This window comes from Pseudomonas sp. NPDC087598 (assembly GCF_044743525.1).
Taxonomy (GTDB): Bacteria; Pseudomonadota; Gammaproteobacteria; order Pseudomonadales; family Pseudomonadaceae; genus Aquipseudomonas.
Genome location: NZ_JBIUWQ010000004.1, coordinates 47,898 through 66,764 on the forward strand (window position 1 = coordinate 47,898; position 18,867 = coordinate 66,764).

At 61.7% G+C, this 18,867-nt stretch carries 11 protein-coding genes and 1 pseudogene; 9 read left to right on the forward strand and 3 right to left on the reverse strand.

Going from position 1 to position 18,867, the window contains the following annotated elements; genetic code table 11:
- Positions 1-17: 17 nt before the first annotated feature.
- Complete coding sequence (locus ACIOWE_RS03710) at positions 18-1,088, forward strand: HlyD family secretion protein (RefSeq protein ID WP_401387507.1); 1,071 nt, start codon at positions 18-20, stop codon at positions 1,086-1,088.
- The gene (locus tag ACIOWE_RS03715) at positions 1,085-2,668 is read left to right on the forward strand and encodes an efflux transporter outer membrane subunit (protein ID WP_401387510.1); all 1,584 of its coding nucleotides are present in this window, start codon (positions 1,085-1,087) and stop codon (positions 2,666-2,668) included. Before ACIOWE_RS03710 ends, ACIOWE_RS03715 begins: the two co-directional genes overlap by 4 nt.
- Here the strand turns inward: ACIOWE_RS03715 and ACIOWE_RS03720 are convergent.
- A pseudogene (locus tag ACIOWE_RS03720) lies at positions 2,649-3,337 on the reverse strand (NYN domain-containing protein). The gene ACIOWE_RS03715 and the pseudogene ACIOWE_RS03720 overlap by 20 nt on opposite strands.
- Positions 3,338-3,823: 486 nt before the next feature.
- On the opposite strand from ACIOWE_RS03720, the gene ACIOWE_RS03725 reads away from it, so the two are divergent.
- From ACIOWE_RS03725 to ACIOWE_RS03740, 4 genes are read left to right on the forward strand one after another with little or no spacing between them, the layout of a single operon-like run.
- On the forward strand, positions 3,824-4,603 hold the full coding sequence (locus tag ACIOWE_RS03725; protein ID WP_401387513.1) for an efflux RND transporter periplasmic adaptor subunit: 780 nt from the start codon (positions 3,824-3,826) through the stop codon (positions 4,601-4,603).
- Positions 4,600-5,919, forward strand: coding sequence for an efflux RND transporter periplasmic adaptor subunit (locus tag ACIOWE_RS03730; RefSeq protein ID WP_401387516.1), 1,320 nt, complete (start codon positions 4,600-4,602; stop codon positions 5,917-5,919). Before ACIOWE_RS03725 ends, ACIOWE_RS03730 begins: the two co-directional genes overlap by 4 nt.
- Positions 5,920-8,016 carry a biotin/lipoyl-binding protein gene (locus tag ACIOWE_RS03735; RefSeq protein WP_401387519.1) on the forward strand — a complete coding sequence of 699 codons (2,097 nt, stop codon included), beginning with the start codon at positions 5,920-5,922 and terminating at the stop codon, positions 8,014-8,016. It abuts the gene before it with no gap.
- Between the two features lie 12 nt (positions 8,017-8,028).
- On the forward strand, positions 8,029-8,523 hold the full coding sequence (locus tag ACIOWE_RS03740) for a GNAT family N-acetyltransferase (protein WP_401387522.1): 495 nt from the start codon (positions 8,029-8,031) through the stop codon (positions 8,521-8,523).
- A gap of 96 nt (positions 8,524-8,619) precedes the next feature.
- On the opposite strand, the gene ACIOWE_RS03745 is transcribed toward ACIOWE_RS03740, so the two are convergent.
- Positions 8,620-8,931 carry a DUF6916 family protein gene (locus ACIOWE_RS03745; protein ID WP_401387525.1) on the reverse strand — a complete coding sequence of 104 codons (312 nt, stop codon included), beginning with the start codon at positions 8,929-8,931 and terminating at the stop codon, positions 8,620-8,622.
- Positions 8,932-8,985: 54 nt separating this feature from the next.
- Entirely contained in the window at positions 8,986-9,573 is a 588-nt protein-coding gene (locus ACIOWE_RS03750) for a phage tail protein (RefSeq protein WP_401387528.1), read from the reverse strand.
- Between the two features lie 240 nt (positions 9,574-9,813).
- Between ACIOWE_RS03750 and ACIOWE_RS03755 the strand changes: the two genes are divergently transcribed.
- From ACIOWE_RS03755 to ACIOWE_RS03765, 3 genes are all read left to right on the forward strand, one after another.
- Complete coding sequence (locus tag ACIOWE_RS03755) at positions 9,814-11,394, forward strand: glycosyltransferase family 39 protein (protein ID WP_401387531.1); 1,581 nt, start codon at positions 9,814-9,816, stop codon at positions 11,392-11,394.
- 150 nt (positions 11,395-11,544) lie between these two features.
- The gene (locus ACIOWE_RS03760; RefSeq protein WP_401387534.1) at positions 11,545-12,390 is read left to right on the forward strand and encodes a sulfotransferase family protein; all 846 of its coding nucleotides are present in this window, start codon (positions 11,545-11,547) and stop codon (positions 12,388-12,390) included.
- 55 nt (positions 12,391-12,445) lie between these two features.
- Positions 12,446-18,850, forward strand: coding sequence for an Ig-like domain-containing protein (locus ACIOWE_RS03765; protein WP_401387771.1), 6,405 nt, complete (start codon positions 12,446-12,448; stop codon positions 18,848-18,850).
- Positions 18,851-18,867 lie beyond the last annotated feature (17 nt).

The following is an 18,867-nucleotide window of genomic DNA, read 5'->3' on the forward strand; positions in this document are numbered from 1 at the left end:
TGAAACAGAAGGTTTTTATGACAACTCAAGCAAAGCAAAAAATCGCGGTCGCCGTGGCGGCTGCACTGGCTGTCGGCGTGCTGCTGTATCTGGCAGTGCCGGGTCTGTTCGGCAAACGTACGCAGCAAAACACCAACGATGCTTTCGTCTCCGCTGACTTCACCTTGGTCGTGCCGCGTGTGGCCGGGTTCATCAAGGAAGTGCTGGTGGAAGATAACCAGCAAGTGAAGGCCGGGCAGTTGTTGGCGCTGATCGATGACCGTGATTTGCGGGCTGCCGCTGAAGCGGCGGATGCGCAAACGCTGGTCGCCCGTGCGCAGTTGCAAAATGCCAAGGCGACGCTGGAGCGCCAGACCTCGGTGATCGCGCAAGCGCAGGCTTCGGTGGTGTCGGCCAAAGCCGAAATGGCCTTCGCCCAGCAGGAGCTGAACCGCTACAACCACCTCGCCGGCGTCGGTGCCGGCACCGTACAGAACGCGCAACAGGCTCGTACTCGCATCGATCAGGCCACGGCGCGTCTCGACACGGCCACGGCGAAACTGGCGGCCGAGCGCAAGCAGGTCGACATTCTTGCCGCGCAACGTGATGCCGCCGAAGGCACTTTGAAACACGCGCAAGCAGCGCTGGAAATCGCCAGTTTCGAGCTCTCCTACACACGCATCACCGCGCCACAGGACGGCATGGTCGGCGAGCGTGCGGTGCGGGTCGGCGCCTACGTGACACCGGGCAGCAAGCTGCTGGCGGTGGTGCCGTTGAAGGAGGCCTATGTGGTCGCCAATTTTCAGGAAACCCAACTGACGGATGTGCAGCCAGGGCAGCAGGTGCAAGTGCGTGTCGACAGCCTCGGCGGCGAGGCCCTGAGCGGTCGAGTCGAGAGTATTGCCCCGGCCACCGGCGTGACTTTCGCGGCGGTGAAGCCGGATAACGCCACCGGCAACTTCACCAAGGTGGTGCAGCGGATTCCGGTGAAGATTGTGCTGGCGCCAGGTCAGCCAATGGCCGAGCGGCTACGGGTGGGGATGTCGGTGGAGGCGAGTATCGATACCCGCAGCTCGGCGACGTCGGTGCGTGAGGTGACTCAGCGATGAAAGGTGTTGAATCGGCTGGCGCCATCGCTGGCAAGCCAGCTCCCACAGGGTTCCTCGGCGGGACCAAACAATTCGGGCAACCTGCGCAATCCCTGTGGGAGCTGGCTTGCCAGCGATTAGGCCATTTGCAGCCAATCACCTTGGGTGCCTTGCTCATGGCAAGCCTCACCGCTTGCTCAGTAGGCCCTGACTTTCAGAAACCCGAAGCCACCCAAATCGCCGACTGGGCCAAACCCGCCAAGTCAGCCCCCAGCCAAGCTGTCAGCGAACCCCTGAACGAACGTTGGTGGGAAGTCTTCAACGACCCGCAACTCTCGGCCCTGACCCAGCGCGCCGTACGCAGCAACCTCGACCTGCAACTGGCCAGCAGCCGTTTGCAACAAAGTCGTGCCGCGCGCCAGGTCATCAGCGCCGACCGCTATCCGAGCACCGCCGCCACCGGCAGCTACGCACGCGAACGCAACAGCGGCAAAGGCCTGAGCGACCCCTCCGGGCACAATGGCGATTCCGCGTTCAACCTGTGGGACGGCGGTTTCTCTGCCTCCTGGGAACTGGATTTCTGGGGCCGTGTGCGCCGGGAAACCGAAGCCGCCGACGCCAACCTCGAAGTCGCCGAAAACGACCGTCGCGGCGTGTTGCTGGCCGTGCTCGCCGACACCGCGCAGAACTACATTCAACTGCGCGGTGTGCAGAACACCCGCGCCGTCACCGAGCAGAACCTCGACGTGGCGCGGCACAGCCTGAAACTCTCGCAATTGCGTCTGAACGACGGTGTGGCGACCGATCTCGACGTCGCCGAAGCCGCCGCGCAAGTCGCAGCCATCGAGTCGCGATTACCTGCGCTGGAACAACGCCAATCGCAACTGATCAACGCCATCAGCCTGTTGATGGGCGAGCCGCCACAAGCTTTGGCCCAACAGTTATCCACCGATGCAGCGGTGCCGCAGTCGCCGTTGCAAGTTGCTATCGGCTTGCCGTCGCAACTGGCCGAGCGGCGTCCGGACATTCGGCAGGCCGAAGCGCGCCTGCACGCCGCCACCGCCAACATCGGCGTGGCCAAGGGTGATTTCTATCCGCGCATTACCTTGTCCGGAAACCTCAGTTCGCAAGCCATGCAGCTCAGCGATTTCGGTTCGTGGGGCTCGCGTGCCTTCGGCATCGGTCCGCAATTCAGCTTGCCGCTGTTCGACGGCGGACGCCTGCGCGGCATGCTGCAACTGCGCGAAGCCCAGCAACAGGACGCCGCCATTGGCTACCAGCAAACCGTGCTGCGCGCCTGGCACGAAATCGACGATCAACTGACCGCGTACAACGCCAGTCAACGCCGCCGCGACAGCCTCGCTGAAGCCGTACGCCAGAACCAGATCGCCCTGCGCACCGCACAACAGCAATACGTCGAAGGCGTAGTCGACTTCGTCAACGTCCTCACCGTGCAAGGCGCGTTGCTGGCCACGCAGGAACAGTGGGTGGAAAGCTCGACCGGGGTTTCACTGGCGATGGTGGGTTTGTACCGGGCGTTGGGCGGGGGCTGGGAGTCGGTGTATCCGATAGCGAAACCTGCTACCAGTAATCCGGTTTGATCGCCGGTTTCTTGTGCGTGGGCACTCGGTTTGGAAACTGATGAAGTTGCAGTTCTTCATTGGAAATAACGCGTCTCAACCAGTGCGAGTTATCTTTCAAAGAACCTGGAGGAGGGCGAATAGAACCAGTCCGATAAGGAAGGATCACTCCAATGACCAGGTCGGGAAAATCTGTTCGAAGGGCCTTCAGTGCAGGGGTCATATCGGTATCACTGGAAACCAGAATGATTTGATCAATACTCTCAGCACCCTCGAGCATTGTTTGTCGGCTCGCAGTGCGATACATGCTGATTGCTATATGAACATCGGTTTCTTTTCTTCCAGCTTCCAGATATCGACTTTGTCCTGACGTGACGCATGGGTGTTTTTATCTACAAACCTTGGCGCTTTGGCTGGCTCTAATTGATGTCTGCCGAAATGCACGGCGACCTTGCTGGCACGAAGGGCCCTCACGTATGCATCCTGAGCCTCTTTGGAAACGCGGCCACGGGTTGCCAACTGGGGTTTGATCGGAGAAGTGAAATAGTCAATCGATACGACTGAGCTTTGAGGGTTTTCGATGAAGGCTATGTGCGTCAGCAGGCTGTGCAGGTTCAGCCATTTATAGGGTGTACCAGCGAGCAAGCCGTAAAACAGGTTGTATCCATCAACGAAAAATGCGGTACGCACAAAAAATCCTCAGAAACGAAAAAACCGGCCTAAGCCGGTTTTTTCATCCCCAACTGCCAGCGAACTGAATCGCTACGTACGGGGTTGAGTAAGGCAATCCTAGATTGAGGGCGTCATGCAGGTCAACCACCAAATAATTGCAGGCTCACTCCGCTGATTTATCTTCAGCACCGGCTCGCCAGTTTTGGTTGCTAATACCAACCGGGGTCAAGCCATTTAAGGGCTTCTGTATTAGAGGTTGTTGCAGAGAAAGGTACATCTGGTCTGCGTTTCTTCTCGTTGGTAGTTTGTCTATCACCATTTTCGTAATGAGCAATTGGTAGCGTCCTCAATTCGTGTAGGAAGTCGGGGTTTGCCTACCTTTCTTAAACAACCATGGAGCAGCCCTCTCTTTTGAAACATTACATTTCCATGGAGTGATGGCCTTTCGCTTGACGCTAACCTCCGCTGTCGTAGACTCCGCACATCCGTCAGGGAGTAGCGGTTATGCAGCGTTTTCGTGGTTGGGTTTTTGGATTGACCTTAATAACGTGTGCAGTTCAGGCGCAAACGCCCGGGCCAGACGATCCGCTGCTGGATAACCCGGCGTCCGGCACGGCTGTCGCGAGCAGTGAAGCGCGGGGTGTGTTGCGCGCGCGGGATCAGGCGACGCTGGCCAGCGAGTTGTCGGGGCGGATTGTCGAGTTGCCGTTCAGCGAGGGTGAGTCCTTCAAGAAGGGCGATACCCTGGCGCGATTCGATTGTTCGGCCTATCAGGCCCAGCTCAATGCCGCGCAGGCCGCCAATCGTGGCGCCGGTGAAGAGTTGGCGCACAACAAACAGCTGGCCGCGCTCAACTCTGTTGGCCGTTTCGAAGTGGCGCGGGCCGAGGCCAAGGTCAGCGAGACCCAGGCGCAATCTCAGGTTTATCAGGTGCAGGTCAAACGTTGCAGCGTGATCGCGCCGTTCGATGGGCAAGTGGTGGAACGCAAGGTTCAGCGCTATGAAAGCGTGCCGGCTGGCGCGCCGCTGCTCGATGTGGTCGACAACCGCACCCTGGAAATTCATTTGCTGGTGCCGTCACGCTGGATGGCCCGGCTCAAGCCCGGCCAGTCCTTTAGCTTTGTCCCTGATGAAACCGGCCAACCCATCGACGCCACCGTAAAACGTCTAGGTGCGCGAATCGACGAAGGCAGCCAGACCCTGTTGCTGGTCGCGACTCTCCCTGAAGCCAAAGGATTGCTGGCCGGCATGAGCGGTACGGCGCGTTTCCCGGAGCTTAAGTGAACGCCCCGGTGAGCGGCGCCGCCGAGCAGGTGTTCGCGCGGTTCCTTGACCTTGAACGTCAGACCCGCGCCGCCCGTGACGCCTCGCAACTGGCCTACAGCCTGGTCAATGACGGCCAGTCGCTGTTCGGCTTTCGCCATGCGGCGCTGTTGATCGCCGGCAAGGTGCAGGCGGTGACGGGCGTCAGTGCGGTAGAGCCGAACGCGCCGTTCGTCGCGTTCGTCGAGCAAGCCGTGGCACACCTGTTCAAGCAGGATGTGTTGAAACAGGCGCGGGTGATTACGCCAGAGCTGGTCAGCGACTCGATCCACGCCGATTGGCGCAGTTTGTCTGCCGCGCAGGTGTTCTGGCTACCGTTGATTGATCGCGACGCTCAGGTCTTCGGCGGTTTGTGGCTGGCCCGCGATGTGCCGTGGAATCCCTCCGAACAAGTGCTGTTATCGCAACTCGGCGACACCTACAGCCATGCCTGGCTGGCGCTGCAACCACGCAAACCGTGGCGACTGCGCTGGACGCGCAAACGTCAGGTGGCGCTGGTCGCCGTGGTATTGCTCGGGCTGCTGATCCCGGTGCGCCAATCGGTGCTGGCGCCGGCCGAAGTGGTGCCGCTGGGCGGTCGCGTGGTGGCAGCGCCGCTGGACGGAGTGATCGCCGAATTTCTGGTCAAACCCAATCAGACGGTGAAAACCGGCGACGTCTTGGTGCGGTTCGAAAGCACCACGCTCAAGGCCCAGGCCGATGTCGCTGAACGCGCATTGGGCGTGGCCGAGGCGGAACTGAAATCCAATTCCCAGCGCTCGTTTGCCGATGCCGAATCCAGCTCACGCGTCGATTTGCTCGCCGCCCGCGCCGAGCAGAAACGCGCCGAACGCGACTACGCCCGCGAGTTGCTCAATCGCAGTGAAGTGCGTGCCGAACGCGACGGCATCGCAGTGTTTGCCGATGCCGAACGCTTGACCGGCAAACCGGTGCAGACCGGCGAACGGTTGATGGAAATCGCCGATCCGAACCAGGCCGAATTGCGCATCGAACTGGCGGTGGGCGACGCGATCTCGCTGGAACCGGGTGCGGAAATCTCGCTGTTTCTCGACAGCGATCCGCTGAAACGCCACCTCGCCACGCTGGAGCGCTCGGCCTACGAGGCGCAACCGACCGCCGGCGGGCAGCTTACTTACCGGCTGGACGCCAATTTCGCCGATGCCCCACCGCGCATCGGCCTGCGCGGCACGGCGAAAATATTCGGCGATCGCGCACCGCTGGCGCTGTACCTGCTGCGTCGGCCACTGGCCGGCCTGCGTCAGAGCGTGGGCCTGTAAATGCATCTGCCGAGCCTGCGTGCCGACCTGCAATTGTCGCCCGCGGCGCCGGCATTGGACGGCTCGCCGCGCTGGACGTTGGCCGATCCGGTGCGTGGTCGCTATTTCAAACTTGGAACGGCGGCGATGCGTCTGCTGCGTCACTGGTCGCTGGGCGATGCCGAACAAGTCTTGCGCGCCGCCAATCGCGAACCGGGCCTGCCGCTGGACGGCAGCGAGCTTGAGCAGTTGCTGGAGTTTCTGCGCGGTCACGATTTGATCAGCGCCATGGACGATCAGCAGCGCGCCAGTTATCGGCTCAAGGCCTTGGCGCAGAAGCAGAGTCTGTGGCAAATCCTGCTGCATCAATATTTGTTTTTCCGTATTCCCCTGTGGCGCCCGGACGCGTTTCTCAATCGCGCCTGGCCATGGCTGGAGCGCTTTGGTCCGCGCCTGTTGCGCTACGGTTTGCCGGCAACTTTGGCGTTGGGCGTGTTTCTGGTCTCGCGGGACTGGCAACGGTTTGTCGGTACGTTCCCGCATCTGTTCAGCCTCGGCGGCGCCCTGGCGTTCGGCGTGGCGTTGTTTTTCGCCAAGCTGTGCCACGAGTTCGGTCATGCGTTCATGGCCAAGCGTGCCGGCTGTCGAGTGCAAAGCATGGGCGTGGCGTTCATGGTGCTGTTGCCGATGTTCTACACCGATGTCAGCGATGCCTGGCGGGTCAATGATCGTCGCGCACGGTTGCTGATTGGCGCGGGCGGCGTGCTGGCCGAATTGCTTCTGGCCTGCATCGCGCTGCTGGTGTGGTCGCTGTTGCCCGATGGCCCCAGCCGCACGGCAGCGTTCATGCTCGCCAGCGCGACGTGGATCACCACGCTGGTGGTCAATCTCAATCCGTTCATGCGCTTTGACGGTTATTTTCTGATCAGTGATTTCTGGGAAGTCGACAACCTTCAGGGCCGGGCGTTTGCCTTGTGTCGCTGGCGCTTGCGCGAGTTTTTGTTCGGCTATGGCGCACCCGCGCCGGAGCCTTGGTCGCCGAAGATGCAACGGCGTTTGCTGATCTGGGGGTATGGCTCGTGGTTGTGGCGTGCGGCGTTGTTTTTCGGGATCGCGCTGGCGGTCTATCACCTGTTCTTCAAGGTGTTGGGGATCTTCCTGATGCTGGTGGAACTGGTGTGGTTCATCTTTCTGCCGATCATGCGTGAGTGGCGCCAGTGGTGGACGCGCCGCGAGCAGGCGCATGGTCCGCGGGTGTTGCTCAGCAGTCTGGCGGTGCTTGCGCTGTTGTTGGTGCTGATCGTCCCGTGGCGCAGTTCCGTGGAATTGCCGACGATGCTCGAAGCCGGGCGCGCCAGTGCTTTGCATGCGCCGACGGCGGCGCGGGTCAAAGCGGTGAAGGTGCAGGACGGTGAAAAAGTCGCGCAGGGCGATGTACTGATCGAACTTGAATCGCCGGATCTTGAGTCGCGACTGGCGATTGTCCGTCGGGAAATCCAGATCCAGCAGTTACTGATGCGCCGCCAGGCCGGTCGCAGCGAAACCGCCGCCGACGCCGGTATCGTCGAGCAACGGCTGGCCGAAGCCGTCGCTGAATACCGCGGCCTCAGCGCCCAGCGCGAGCGTTTGCTGCTGCGCGCACCGCATGCCGGCAATGTGCGGGATCTGCTGCCGAACCTCACGGTCGGCCGCTGGCTGTCGACCAAGGATGCGCTGGCGCGGGTCGTCGAGGGTGGCGCACGCCTGCGCGGGTATCTCGCCGAAGCCGAGTTGTGGAGGGTCAAGCCCGGTGCCAGCGGGCGGTTTATCGCTGATGATCCGATGCACCCGGCGCTCGCCGTGCAACTGAATGAAATCGACACCAACGGCGTGGCTTATGTTGATCAGGAAGCGCTGACGTCCGATCACCACGGGCCGATTGCCGTACGCCGTGATCAACAGCAACGGGCGGAACCGGTGCAGGCGCAATACGGCGCAAGGTTAAGTGCGCTGGATACGGCGCCGACACCGCTGCAACCGTTACGCGGCGTGGTGGTGTTGCAGGGCAGCGGTGAGTCGTTGCTCGGTGTCGCGTGGCGGCGGATGGCGGCGCTGGGAGTCAGGGAAAGCGGTTTCTAACGGAGAGCGGCGATGTCGGATAACGCAACAGTGGCGGTTGAGGGATTGGTGGTGCGGCCTTCGCGGGCAACGGACGGGCCATTTCTGCACAGTCTGTATCAGACGGCGCGGCCGGATCTGCAATGGATCGACGGCGAGCAGGAGCTGGTTCAGCAGGTGGTCGCCCAGCAGTTTCAGGTGCAGGAGCAGGGCATGGGCGACAGCTACCCCAACGCCATGCACTACGTGGTGGAAAAACTCGGCACGGCCATCGGTGCACTGAGCACTGATTTCGGTGCCAACGAGATTCGTGTGCTGTATCTGGCCTTTATCCCGCAGGCGCGTGGCCAGGGATTTGGGCGCGCCGTGCTGCAAGGGGTGCAGAAAGCCGCGCAACAGATTCGCTGCCCGGTGGCGACGGTGGTCTGGACCAATAATCCCCACGCGCGCCGACATTATCTGGCGTTGGGGTTCGCGGTAGAAGAAAGCAATCCAGCCGCCGAACGCCTCGTCTGGTACCCGCAATAACCCCGTGTAGGAGCTGCCGCAGGCTGCGATCTGTTGACCTTGATCTTAAAGGCAAGATCAAAAGATCGCAGACTTCGGCAGCTCACAAGAAACGAGTCAGTTGAAGGTGACGTGGAAGTAAGCCATCGCCGGGTCCCGGCCCATCGGTGGCACCCGTGAGACGAAGATACCCTCGACCCGTCCCAGTTCCGGTAACTCCAGGGCACACAAGCCGTCGACAAATTCAGTCGGTGCCAGAGTGTTCAATTCGACGCAGAACGGCATGCGTTCGCTGTAGCGCATTTTCGCCAGCGGTTTTTCTTCGAGTTCCCCGATATGGATTTGCAGCGTGCCGCCATCGGGCAGGTACAGGGTGCCGATCCGCCCGAGAAGTGCCTGAAAGTGTTGGCTTTTAACCGATTGCAGCATGGTTTCGCTCCGGCAAAGTGGGGAACCGGGGGAAGGTGATCCCCCGGTGGTCGATCAGTTACGCGAAGGGAAAATGCCGCTCAGCGCGATGCTGAAGTTGAGCACCAGATACGGGTTCATGATTGCCATCGGCAGGCCGTTGCCTGTGGGGCTGATGGTGCCGCTGATGGTGGTCGATGCACCCTTGAGCGGGATGGCCGAGGCGCCTTGCGCGTCGGAGAAGATATTCGCCAGCCCCGGCCCGGTGCCCGAAGCACCCATGTAGGAATTGGTGGCGGTGGGGATGCCTACCGGGTTGCTTGCCGGGTTGGCCAGTTGCACGGTGGTGGTGGCGGTGAGGCCGGCGAGGGTGTGGGTGTGGTTCGGCAGGTTGTTGAGGGTGGCGGTGACTTGTTCGGCGCCGGATATTTCTCCCATGACTCTCGGCGTCAGGCCCCCGCCATTGCCTTGGCAGATCGGCATGCGGCTCTGCAGGTTGGGCAGACCGAAGTTGACGGTGCCGTTGCCGCCGTAGGTGGTGCCCAGCAATGCAAACAGCGCCTGGTTCTGGTTGATTCCGATGATCTGACCATTGCACAAGGCCCAGCCGCTGGGCGCATAGTTGAAGGCAAACGTCAGAACAGTGCCCATGTAAACGTCCATAAAGTCCTCATCCTTCTGATTGGTGGTCGGCGGGCCAATCGTGGACTCCGGCAGTTCCGATGCCTTCGCCTGCCATGGCCAAGTCTCGCCACGCCAGAGCGTAGACGCGGATTGGCAAGGTTGCCGGATGTCGTGAAAGCGCTACCTGGCATCGACGGGTATCCGGTGACTGACCTACAGTGACTGTTGAGTTTCGACTCATGAATGCGTGGTATTGGGGCGCGGCAAAAAGAGGCAGCAATGGCGGTAAACAGAGTTATTCCGATGGGCGATACGCAGGACCCGCACGCGACGCCGGGGTCAGGGTTTGGCAACTTGCATTTAATCCGCTGGGCCAGGGAATACTGGCTGCTGCCAATCATGCTGTTGGCGGCAGCGGTGCGTTTTTATGACCTGACGGCGGCGGCGATCTGGGGTGACGAGGGATCCAGCCTGCTGCTGGCTCGTTATTCGCTGGGCGGGATCTGGCACCACGCGGCGTTCGATGTGCATCCGCCGCTGTACTTCATGTTGCTGCATGGCTGGATCGAGCTGTTCGGCGACGGCATTTTTGCCCTGCGCTGTCTCAGCGCGTTGGCCGGCATTGCCGCAGTCGGCCTCGGCGTGTGGCTGGTGGATCGACTGGCCACGCGCCGCGCCGCACTCATCGCCGGCGTGTTGCTGGCGTTGCTGCCGACGGCAGTGCGCTACAGCCAGGAAGTGCGCATGTATTCGCTGCTCGGGTTGCTGCTGATTGCGGCCACGCTGGCGCTGGTCTACTGGATCCGTCGTCCGCAGCGCCATCGCTATCTGGTGTTTTATGCGCTGTTGATGACCGCCGCGTTGTACACCCACTACTTCGCCGTGCTGGCGGCGCTGTGTCACTGGATTTATCTGGGGGTGATCCGCGTGCAGCGCGGTTACCGGTTCCGGCATATCCAGCGTGCCAGTTGGTGGCTGGCGAATCTGGCCATCGTTGTGCTGTACCTGCCGTGGCTGCCCAATCTGCTCGATCTGATGCAGCACATGGAGCAACTGAAAGTCGGTGGCGATGTCGGCTGGGAGGACCCGGTTACGCTGTCGTCGCTACCGTCGATGGTCTGGTCATGGCTGATTCAGGACGACGGCGAACAGCTGCCGCTCCCGGTCTTCCTGGCGCTGCCATTGGCGCTTTTGGGACTCGCGGCGGTGGCGGTGATGCGAGATCGCAGTGTGTCCCGTGGCAGTGTTCTGCTGGCGCTCTATACCGGGCTGCCACTGGTGCTGGTGTTTGCGGTGTCGTTTATCACGCCGATGTTCATCGAACGGTATCTGACCGCTTATGCGCTGGGCTTGCCGCTGCTGGCGGCACTGGCCATTGACCGTTTGTACAGTCGCACGCGGGCGTTCGCGCTGGCGGTGTTGGTGTCGTTGATCGGAGTTGAACTGATTGGCGTGAGCAACAACGCGATGGTCGACAGCAACGATCAACTCGACCATGTGGTGAATTACGTCAATCAGCATTTCCAGCCCGGTGACCGCATCGTCACCAGCGACATGCTCTGGTATCTGAGTTACGTCTATTACGATCGAACCGGCGTTCAAGTGCGCCTCTACACGCCACCCGCAGCCGACGGCCATTCAACGCGGCCGAATGAGTACGGTTTTGGCACGCTGGTGACCGACGATGTCTATCTCGACAGCCTTGCCGAGTTGCCCGGCAAGGACCGGGTCTGGTTGGTCGGGACCTTCGGTGATCCGGGAGAATTTCCGTCGTTGCCAAAGACTTGGCAAGCCGGCGGCGAAGCGCACGCGGGCGGGGTTCAAGCGCGATTGTTCGTGCCGAAATCGACGGCTGAATGAGCCTAGAATGGACTAAAACGTTTCACCTTTATATTCGCGATTAAAAATTAACTGCTTAGTCCTTTTTGCTCTGAATTGATATCAAAACACTACTAGTCGAAGGGTTACTGTTGAACTACGCTTTGTCGGACAAAAGGACTTCTGATTACGGTGAAGGGATTGCAGCAGTTCCACTTTATCTCCGGCTTGCCGCGCTCAGGCTCGACCCTGCTTTCTGCGATCCTTTTGCAGAATCCGCGCTTTCACGCCGGTATGACCAGCCCGGTCGGCTCCCTCTTCTCCAGCGTCCTCGAACAATGCAGCGCCGGCAGCGAATTCGGCGCGGTCATCGACAACCAGATGCGCCGTCGTCTGTTGCGTGGATTATTCGATTCCTTCTATGCCGACAAGGCCGACAAACCGGTGGTGTTCGACACCAACCGCCAGTGGAGCGCGCGCCTGCCGGCAATCAATGACCTGTTTCCCAAGGCCAAGGTCATTGCCTGTGTGCGCAACGTCGCCTGGGTGATGGACAGCCTCGAGCGGTTGTACCGGGCCAATCCCTACGAAAACACCAAGCTGTTCGGCGATGCCGTCGAACGCAACACGGTCTATAGCCGCTGTGAAACCCTCGCCCAGCGCAATCGCCTGGTCGGTTTCGCCTGGGCGGCGCTCAAGGAAGCCTATTACGGCGAACATGCCGATTCGCTGCTGATCATCGACTATGACTTGCTGACCCAGGCCCCGGAACGGGTACTGCGACTGGTCTACGAGTTCATCGGCGAGCCGTGGTTCGAACACGATTTCGACCATCTGGCCTATGACGCCCCGGAATTCGATCAAGCCCTCGGTGTGGCCGGCCTGCACAAGGTCAAACCGAAGGTGGCCCTGCAGTCGCGGCGCACCATCCTGCCGCCGGATTTGTTCAAGCAATACGCTGATTTGTCCTTTTGGCTCGATGGCTCAGCCAGCGCCGCCAATGTCATTCGTATGAAGTCCGACGCCGCGATCAGTTGATCGCGGCGTTTTTCATTGATGTATCAACAACTGTGTTCGAGTCCGGGTGAGCGACATGTGGTGGAGCAAGAAACAAGCGCAGGGAACCGCAGGCCAACGCACGCTGGCGGCGCCGATGATCATGCCGCTGGAACCGCGCATGCTGTTCGACGGCGCTGTCGCCGCCACCGTGGCCGACACCGCAGCCCAGGCCGATAGCCACCCCACGGCGGACGCGGCCAAGACGCCAACCGCCGATCACCCGTCGGTCAGCAAGGACACCCATGGGCAGGCCGACGCCGCTCCTGCCGCCAGCCCGGTTGCGGTGCCGGGCCAGAGCGTGGTGTTCGTCGATTCGCGGGTCAAGGATGCCGACAGCCTGCTCAAAGGGGTCGCGCCGGGCACACAAGTGGTCAAGCTCGATGCGAGCAAGGACGGCTTGCAGCAGATCGCCGACTACCTGGGGCAGCATCAGGGCGTCAGTTCGGTGCAGATCATTGCTCACGGCAATGCCGGTGACTTGTGGCTGGGCGACAGCTACCTGTCTGCCGACAACGTCGCGCAACGCAGCGCGATCCTTGGCGAAATCGGCAAGGACATGAATGTCGGCGGCGACATCCTGATCTACGGCTGCTACACCGCCGAAGGCGAGCGCGGTCTGAGCTTCGTTGACTCGCTCGCACAACTGACCGGTCGCGATGTGGCGGCTTCGAACAACCGTACCGGGGTGGGTGGCGACTGGGATCTGGAAATCGCCACCGGCACCATCGAAAGCGCCAACGTGCTGTCGACCAAGGCCATGAGTGAATATCAGTGGGGCCTGGCCACGTGGACCGCCACCAACAATGCGAACACCGGGGTTGGCTCGCTGCGCGCAGCCCTGGCCTCGGCGCAGAACGGCGATATCGTCACGTTCAGTAGCGGCATGACCGTGCAACTGACGTCTGAATTGCTGATCAACAAGAACATTACCGTCGATGGCGACCTGAACAATGATGGTGTCGCCGACGTCACTCTGGATGGTCAGTACAAAACCCGGGTCGTGGAAATCACCTCTGGCAGCACGGTGACGCTGGACGGTTTGGTGATCACTCGCGGCCTTGTTTCCGGTAACGGCGGCAATGGCGGCTACGGGGCGACCGGCGCCATGGGCGGCGGGATCTTCAACGCCGGTATTCTCACGCTGAACAACGTCTCGGTAACCGGCAACGCAGCAGCGGGCGGTGGCGGTGGCGGTGGTGTCACGGGCGCCAACTATGGCGGTGGCGGTGGCGGTGGTGGCGGCCTCGGCGGTCAGGGCGGCGGCCATGGCGGCATTGCCGGGCCGGGTACCGGTACGCTGGGCGGCCAGGCCGGCAGCGGCGGCGTCGGCGGTTACGGTGGCGGTTACGACGCGACGCACATGGGCGGTCGCGGTGGCAGCACAACCGGTGGTGTTGGCGGTGTCGGCGTGGCTGATTACAGCAACGGTGGCAATGGCGGCACGGCCAGCAACGGCACTATTTCCATTGGCGGCGGCGGTGGCGGCTCCGGCTGGGACAAGGTCGGCGGCGTCGGCGGCAATGCCGCCGGCGGTATTTACAACGCCTCGACCGGCACCCTGAAAATCGTCGGCACCTCGGTCATCAGCAACAACATCGGTGCGGGCGGCGGTGGTGGCGGTGGCAGCGGCCTGGGCAGCAACAATCTCAACGGCGGCGATGGCGGGCGCGGTGTCGGCGCGATCTGGAACCAGGGCGGCACGGTATTGATCACCGCTGCCAACTTCAGCGCCATCAGCGGCAACGCTGCCGGCAACGCTGCCGGCAGCGGCGCCGGTGGCACGGAACTCGGTGGCGGCGTGTCGGGTTCTGTGCCGTTGGCCTTCGCAGCGATCTACAACAACGGCGGCACGCTCAACACCGCCTATGTAGAGCCGCCGACCGCCACCATCGTGATGGCCGACACGGCGCTGAAAATCGGCGAAACCTCGCTGGTGACCATCACCTTCAGCCGCGCAGTGACCGGCTTCACCAACGCCGACCTGACGATTGCCAACGGCACGCTGACGGCGGTGAGCAGCAGCGACGGCGGCCTGACGTGGACCGCGACTTTCACGCCGACCAACAACATTACCGACAGCACCAACCTGATCACCCTCGACAACACTGGGGTGAATGCGATCAGCGACGGCGTGGCGGGCGTCGGTACGACCAGTTCCGTCAATTACGCGATCGATACCGCACGGCCGACCGTGACCATCGTGATGTCCGATACGGCATTGAAAATCGGTGATACCTCGCTGGTGACCTTCACCTTCAGTGAAGCCGTGACCGGCTTCACCAACGCTGACGTGACCATCGCCAACGGCACGTTGACGGCAGTGAGCAGCAGCGACGGTGGCATCACCTGGACCGGGACCTTCACCCCGACCGCGAGCATCACCGACACCACCAACCTCATTACCCTGGACAACACCGGCATCGCCGACCTGGCCGGCAACGCCGGCAGCGGCACCACCGATTCGGCCAATTACGCGATCGACACGGTGCGGCCGACCGCGACCATTGTCGTTGCCGACACCAATCTGGCGGCAGGCGAAACCTCAGTGGTGACCATCACCTTCAGCGAAGCGGTGAGCGGCTTCACCACCGCCGACCTGACCGTGGCCAACGGCACCCTGAGCGGACTGAGCAGCAGCGACGGCGGCATCACCTGGACCGCCACGCTGACGCCAACCACGAGCGTCACCGACACCACCAATCTGATCACTCTGGACAACACCGGGGTCACTGACCTGGCCGGCAACGCCGGCACTGGCAGCACCAACTCCAACAACTACGCGATCGACACCGCACGGCCGACGGCGACCATCGTGGTCGCTGACAACGCGCTGAAAATCGGTGAAACCTCGCTGGTGACCATCACCTTCAGCGAAGCGGTGACCGGGTTCACCAACGCCGACCTGACCATCGCCAACGGCACGTTGACGGCGGTCAGCAGCAGCGACGGCGGCGTTACCTGGACGGCGACGTTCACGCCGACCGCCAGCATCACCGACGCGACCAACCTGATCACCCTGAACAACACCGGCATCAGCGATCTGAGCGGTAACGCCGGCAGCGGCACCACCGATTCCAACAACTACGCCATCGATACCGCACGCCCGACCGCCACCATCGTATTGACCGACAACAGCTTGAGAATCGGCGAAACCTCGCTGGTGACCATCACCTTCAGCGAAGCGGTGAGCGGCTTTACCAACGCCGACCTGACCATCGCCAACGGCACGTTGACGGCGGTGAGCAGCAGCGACGGCGGCATTACCTGGACCGCGACGTTCACGCCGAGCGCCAACATCACCGATGCGACCAACGTCATTACCCTGGATCAGACCGGTATTGCCGATCTGGCCGGCAACGCTGGCAGCGGCACCGTCGATTCTGGTAACTACGCGATTGATACTCAGCGCCCGACCGCGACCATTGTGGTCGCGGATTCCAGCCTGAGCGCCGGTGAAACGTCGTTGGTGACCATCACCTTCTCGGAAGTGGTGAGCGGTTTCACCAATGCCGACCTGACGATTGCCAACGGTACGCTGACGGCGGTGAGCAGCAGCGATGGCGGCATTACCTGGACGGCGACGTTCACCCCGAACGTCGGTGTCAACGATGCCACTAACTTGATCGCACTGGCCAATGCCGGTATCGCCGATCTGGCGGGCAACGCTGGCAGCGGCACGACCAACTCCAACAACTACACCATCGACACCATACTGCCGACCGCGACCATCATCGTGGCCGACCCTGGTCTGAAAATCGGCGAAACCTCGTTGGTGACCATCACTTTCAGCGAGGCGGTGACCGGCTTCACCAATGCCGATCTGACGATTGCCAACGGTACTTTGAGCGCTGTCAGCAGCAGCGACGGCGGCATCACCTGGACGGCTACCTTCACGCCAACCAGCAACATCACCGATGCCACCAACCTGATTACGCTGGACAATTCCGGCGTGCAAAACCTGTCCGGTAACGCCGGCAGCGGCACCACTGACTCGAACAATTATTCGATCGACACTGTGCGCCCGACCGCCACCATCTTGGTCGCTGACACAGCGCTCGGCGTCGGCCAGACGTCGCTGGTGACCATTACCTTCAGCGAGGCGGTGAGCGGTTTCACCAACGCCGACCTGATCATCGCCAACGGTACGCTGAGCGCGGTGAGCAGCAGCGATGGCGGTATCACCTGGACGGCCACCTTCACGCCGGCACCGGGTATCACCGACACCACCAACGTCATCACCCTGGACAACACCGGCATCGCTGATCTGGCGGGCAATGCCGGGAGCGGCACCACCGATTCCAACAACTACGCGGTCGACAGTCAGCGTCCGACCGCCACGATTGTCATGAGTGATAGCGATCTGCGTCCCGGCGAAACCGCGCTCGTCACGATCACCTTCAGCGAAGCGGTCACTGGTTTCGACAATTCCGACCTGAGTGTCGCCAACGGCACCCTGAGCAATGTCTCGTCGAGTGACGGCGGCATCACCTGGACGGCGACATTCACCCCGACCATTGGCGTCAGCGACGCCACCAATCTGATCGTCCTGAACAACACTGGTATCAGCGATCTGGCCGGCAATAGCGGCACCGGCACCACCAGTTCGGCCAACTACGCGGTGCAGACCGAAGTGCCGACGGCGACGATCATTGTTGCGGACACCGCGCTCAAGGCCGGGGAAACTTCGACGGTAACCATCACCTTCAGCGAGGCCGTCAGCGGTTTCACCAACGCTGACCTGACCATCGCCAACGGCACGTTGAGCAACGTGGCCTCCAGTGACGGCGGCACTACCTGGACGGCGACGTTCACGCCAACCAGCAATATCACCGACACCAGCAACCTGATCACCCTCGACAACAGCGGCGTGACCAACGCTTCCGGCAACAGCGGTGTCGGCACCACCGATTCGAATAACTTTGCCATCGACACCGCATTGCCAACCGCGACCATCGTGGTCGCCGACAATCGCCTGGGCATTGGTGAAACCACCACGGTGACCATCACTTTCAGCGAAGCGGTCAGCGGTTTTGACCTGTCGGACATCAGCGTCGCCAACGGAACTTTGTCGAACCTGACCAGCAGCGATGGCGGCATCACCTGGACCGCAACCCTGACGCCGACCGCCAACGTCAACGACACCACCAACCTGATCATTGTCGACACCGCCGGTGTTCAGGACCTGGCCGGCAACCTTGGCGCCAGCATCGCGATTTCCAACAACTACGTGCTCGACGCGACCCGGCCGACGGTGGACATTGTCGTCGCCAATCCGCACCTGGGTATCGGCCAGACCACCACGGTGACCTTCACCTTCAGCGAGGCGGTGAGCAATTTCGACCTGTCCGACCTGAGCGTGACCAACGGCGATTTGAGCAACCTGAGCAGCAGCGACGGTGGCAAGACCTGGACCGCGACGTTCACGCCGACGGCCGATGTCACCGACCCGAGCAACTTCATTGCGCTGGACACCAGCAACGTCACCGATCTGGCCGGCAACGTCGGTAGTACCGTCGCGGTGTCGAACAACTACTCGCTCGACAGCGAACGGCCGAGCGCCACGGTGGTCATCGCCAACCCGAACATGGGCATCGGCCAGACCTCGCAGGTGACCATTACCTTCAACGAGGCGGTCAGCGGTTTTGATCTGGCGGACATCAACGTTGGCAACGGCACCTTGTCCAACCTGAGCAGCAGCGACGGCGGCAAAACCTGGACCGCAACCCTGACGCCGAACGCCAACGTCAACAGCGCCAGCAACGCGATCAGCGTCAACAGTGCCGGGGTCAGCGATGCGTCCGGCAACAGCGGCAGCGGTGTCAGCAGCTCCAACAACTACGCAATCAACACCGTGCCGGTGGTCATTCCGCCTACCGTGCCGACCACGCCGATCAGCGTCGTGATCCCGGATCCACTGATTCGCAGCAGCGACCCGGTGGTACCGCCACCGCCGCTGAACGTGCCGTTGCAACCGATCATCTTCACTCCGCCAACCGGCGACCTCGGCTCACCGCTGACCTTCGCGCCGTTGTTCGAGCAACGGGTGATCGGCAACGGTATTCGTCCGATTGGCGATATTTTCATCAATCACGGTGCCCTCAGCCGCAGCTTCATCGCGCAGGTGTTCGGCAGCAGTGACAGCGGCGGCGATGGTTCCGGCCACGGCTTCCTCGGCTTTGGCGGTGGTGATGGTGGCGTATTCGCCAGCAGCACGCTGTCGAGCCTGTTCAACCAGAACAGTGGTGCCGAGCGTGATTCCTTGAATGCCTTCGGCAGCCAGTCGCTCAAGGCCGGCGATGTTTCCCAGGGCCTGCGCGGCGTCTTTGGTGCGCCGACACTGGGGCAACAACTGCAAGAAATAAAAGACACCGAGCAACACCGGGTGGACAGCCTGGCGGCAGCTCTGCAACAGATCGGCATCAGCGAAATGTCGGCCTGAAAAAACAACTACTCAAC

Bases quoted from the DNA above. Each gene is read 5' to 3' on its own strand.
- ACIOWE_RS03710 (WP_401387507.1), top strand. From the start codon at position 18: ATGACAACTCAAGCAAAGCAAAAAATCGCGGTCGCCGTGGCGGCTGCA.
- ACIOWE_RS03715 (WP_401387510.1), top strand. From the start codon at position 1,085: ATGAAAGGTGTTGAATCGGCTGGCGCCATCGCTGGCAAGCCAGCTCCC.
- ACIOWE_RS03725 (WP_401387513.1), top strand. From the start codon at position 3,824: ATGCAGCGTTTTCGTGGTTGGGTTTTTGGATTGACCTTAATAACGTGT.
- ACIOWE_RS03735 (WP_401387519.1), top strand. From the start codon at position 5,920: ATGCATCTGCCGAGCCTGCGTGCCGACCTGCAATTGTCGCCCGCGGCG.
- ACIOWE_RS03740 (WP_401387522.1), top strand. From the start codon at position 8,029: ATGTCGGATAACGCAACAGTGGCGGTTGAGGGATTGGTGGTGCGGCCT.
- ACIOWE_RS03745 (WP_401387525.1), bottom strand. From the start codon at position 8,931: ATGCTGCAATCGGTTAAAAGCCAACACTTTCAGGCACTTCTCGGGCGG.
- ACIOWE_RS03750 (WP_401387528.1), bottom strand. From the start codon at position 9,573: ATGGACGTTTACATGGGCACTGTTCTGACGTTTGCCTTCAACTATGCG.
- ACIOWE_RS03755 (WP_401387531.1), top strand. From the start codon at position 9,814: ATGGCGGTAAACAGAGTTATTCCGATGGGCGATACGCAGGACCCGCAC.
- ACIOWE_RS03765 (WP_401387771.1), top strand. From the start codon at position 12,446: ATGTGGTGGAGCAAGAAACAAGCGCAGGGAACCGCAGGCCAACGCACG.